Origin of the sequence: Microcoleus sp. PH2017_34_RAT_O_A (genome assembly GCF_020737885.1) — a bacterium.
Lineage (GTDB): Bacteria > Cyanobacteriota > Cyanobacteriia > Cyanobacteriales > Microcoleaceae > Microcoleus.
Window position 1 is genome coordinate 1 of the sequence record NZ_JAEQDD010000189.1, and the last position, 3242, is coordinate 3242.

Annotated in this window: 2 protein-coding genes; both read right to left on the reverse strand. The window is 45.8% G+C overall.

The genetic code is table 11. The features are described 5' to 3' along the window. Positions 1-772 precede the first annotated feature (772 nt). The gene (locus JGK11_RS32560; protein ID WP_293214482.1) at positions 773-907 is read right to left on the reverse strand and encodes a hypothetical protein; all 135 of its coding nucleotides are present in this window, start codon (positions 905-907) and stop codon (positions 773-775) included. After that, entirely contained in the window at positions 904-3075 is a 2172-nt protein-coding gene (locus JGK11_RS32565; protein ID WP_293178253.1) for a CBS domain-containing protein, read from the reverse strand. The genes JGK11_RS32560 and JGK11_RS32565 overlap by 4 nt, the downstream gene beginning before the upstream one ends. Between the last annotated feature and the right edge of the window lie 167 nt (positions 3076-3242).

Genomic DNA, 3242 nt, shown 5'->3' on the forward strand with positions numbered 1-3242 from the left:
TGGAAAGCACTCGTAGGTGTCGTGACCTTACTAACGTAGCCTAGTTAAAGACTTAGACTGGCTATCTCGTCCACTTTTGTCCAGTGTTTAGCGGATAGCCCCAATGCAATAACCTTTCCTCCAATGCCCTTACCGCAATCCCATTCTTGTCTAGTTTGGAGTTGCTGTGCGGAAAGCTCGTTGAAAGCATTATTAGCTAACTTACGAGGAAAAGAAAGGGGCTCTCGAAATGAAAATGCTAGTAATTCTATTTATTTTGCATCTTTGGGCATCTTAGCTGGTTTTTTGATTTACAAATCTATTTTTATAAATATTTTAGATTTTATTTAAGTTTTAGAATACTTTCTTAATAAAAAGAGGTACAAAAACAAAACAAAAATTAACTTCTCAAATAATCTCGGTCTTTGGGTTTGGGGCTAGGATGGGTGCAGTTGATGGCTTGTGGGGTAAGTGGAGGGGGAACAAAGGCGCTAGTGGATGAGGCAAAGCGGAAAGTAAGTTGGGTTAATTGGGCCTGGGATGCCAAAATTAGACGATTTTGGATTTGAGATTTGAGATTTTAGATTAGGAAAGAGTGATTTTGCTGCGGTTTTGAGTGTTGTGTAAAAAATTGTGAATTTTTAGTAATTGAGCGGCGACGGGCGAGGGCGAGAGTCTCCGAGTGGGAGATTTGGGGAGAGTGTCGGAGTGCCGAAAATCTGACAACTGTCAACTGAGGGCGGGCACAGGGGCACCGCCCCTACCGGGAGCATTTTTGCAAAAAGCATTTTTTTTACAGTGCGAGCTTAAGAGCTCGCGTATTGTAAAATACGCGAGCTCCCGACAGCACTACAAATGCAAAACTGAGATACACCGCCCCTACCAACTGCCAACTGCCAACTGCCAACAGCCAACAGCCAACTGTCAACTGTCCGCTGTCAACTGCCTTCTGACGATCGGAATCTCGATCGCAAACTCAGTCCCCAGTCCAACTTCCGAAACGCACTCCAGCCGCCCCCCATGCTGTTCCACAACTAAATGATAGGAAATAGACAGCCCCAGCCCAGTCCCCTTACCTACTGGTTTGGTAGTAAAAAACGGGTCAAATAGTTGCCTGCAAATCTCATCCGGTATGCCCCCGCCGTTGTCGGAAATGCGGATCGCTACAACATCGCCAGCAACAACTTCAGTGCGAATTGTAATTGCGGGAAGAGTCAATGGAGAACTAGGAATTAACGGCGGTGGATTTTTCCCATTTCCCTTTCTCCATTGGCCCTTCTGGATTGCTTCATCCAAAGCATCAATAGCATTGCCGATAATATTCATAAACACTTGATTGATCTGACCTCCACAGCACTCGACGCTGGGCAAATTGCCGTATTCCTTAATAATTTGAATACCTGGATGTCCGCCGTGAGCTTTGAGCCTGTGCTGCAAAATCAACAAAGTGCTGTCGAGTCCCTCGTGAATGTCAACGAATTTGACGCTAGTTCGATCCGATCGCGAAAAATTTCGCATTGACAGGACTATTTGGCGGATGCGATCGGTGCCAACTTGCATCGAAGACACGATCTTAGATAAGTCTTCCACCAAAAAATCGATTTCCATATCTGCTGCTGCTTCCCTAATTTCCGAGACTGGTTCGGGATAGTGCTGCTGGTAAAGTTCTAATAGTTGAATTAATTCTTTGATGTAATGACTCGTGTGGGAAAGATTGCCGTAGATGAAATTAACCGGATTGTTAATTTCGTGGGCGATACCGGCAATCATTTGTCCCAAAGAAGACATTTTTTCGGTGTGGACTAATTGAGTTTGAGTTTGCTGCAATTTCCGCACTGTTTGCTCTAATTGCTCTGCTTGATTTTTCAAGCAGGTTTGCTTTTTCCGCAGCACTTCTTCTACTCGCTGGCGCTTGATAATATCCCGTCTTAATAATTTATTTGATTCTAAAAGTTGGGCGGTGCGCTCTTCAACTTGTTTTTTTAAGTCTTCGTGAGCTTGGTGCAGGGCTTCTTGGGCGCGCTGCCGCTCTAAAATTTCTTGCTGTAAAAGTTCGTTGGTTTTCTGCAATTGGGCGGCTCTATCGTCTACTGCTTGCTGCAAAAGCTCGATCGTCCCGTACATCTCAGATTGGTTAAAAACTTGCGGCAAACTTGTCAGAGAAACAACACCCAAAAGCTCTCCGTGACTGCCAACTACTACCAAACGGCAGACGCAATGGCGCTGCATTTCCTGGTGGGCGCGGAAGAGGGAATCGGTGGCAGATATGGAAAATAAAGGCGCACTCATGGCATCAGCCGCTGAGATTTCCGAGAGGTTTAATTCGAGGGCGTGAAACTGCACGATGTCGCGCTCGGTGACAATGCCGATCGGGATTTGATACTTTTCTATTGGTACGATCCGCTGTGGATGCTGAATTTGGTCTTCGACAATGACGACGCAATGGGATCGATTTTTGACCATGAGCTGGGCTAATTCGAGGGCTGAGGCAGTCTTTGGGGCACAAATGACTTCTTTTGTCATGACATCTCCCGCACAGCGCAAATTTGCTAGCAAGTTCACTGGTTGTAGGGCTTCGTGAATGGCTTCGCGGGTGATGATTCCGACAAGTCGCGAGTCCTCATCGACTACGGGTAAGTGCCGGATGGAGTGCTGGCGCAAGGTGAATATAGCGGTGAAAATATCTTGAGACTCGGATTGTTTGAGGGTAATGGGCGAGTGAGTCATTACCTCAGCAATTGTCAGTCCGATCGCACAATTTACCAGAGTAGTTAACTTAACGATATCCCGTTCTGTAAAAATGCCGATCGGGCGATCGTCCTCCACGACTATGACACAACTGCGCTTGGCCGTGTTCTTAAGACTCTTTTGTTTTTCGCTACAAAGCTGACAGGAGACGCGCATCGGGTTCATGAGAGCCAAGACTTCGGCGATCGGTGTTTCTGGAGCCACTGTCAGGGGATGGCGATCGATCGATCGATCTAAAGGTGATAGATCGATCGGTGCGCTGTTGGGTTCTACAGGGGATGCTGGTGGTTTAATTGCGAGCTGGGGGACTGAATCTAAAAAATGTTGTAAATCTTGTTCTTGTAGCATGGTGATTATTAATTTTCCTTAATGAATTGTTACAATTTGGCGGACATGGGTTGACAGACTTAGCATTAATTAAGAGGCCTCCACAAAAAGAATGATCCAATAGCTATGTGGGTTTAGCGAAAATTTCCACAAACCATTTGTGAAGATTGGGCAGACGATTTATCTGG

Coding starts and splice junctions, on each gene's coding strand:
- JGK11_RS32565 (WP_293178253.1), bottom strand. CDS start 3,075: ATGCTACAAGAACAAGATTTACAACATTTTTTAGATTCAGTCCCCCAG.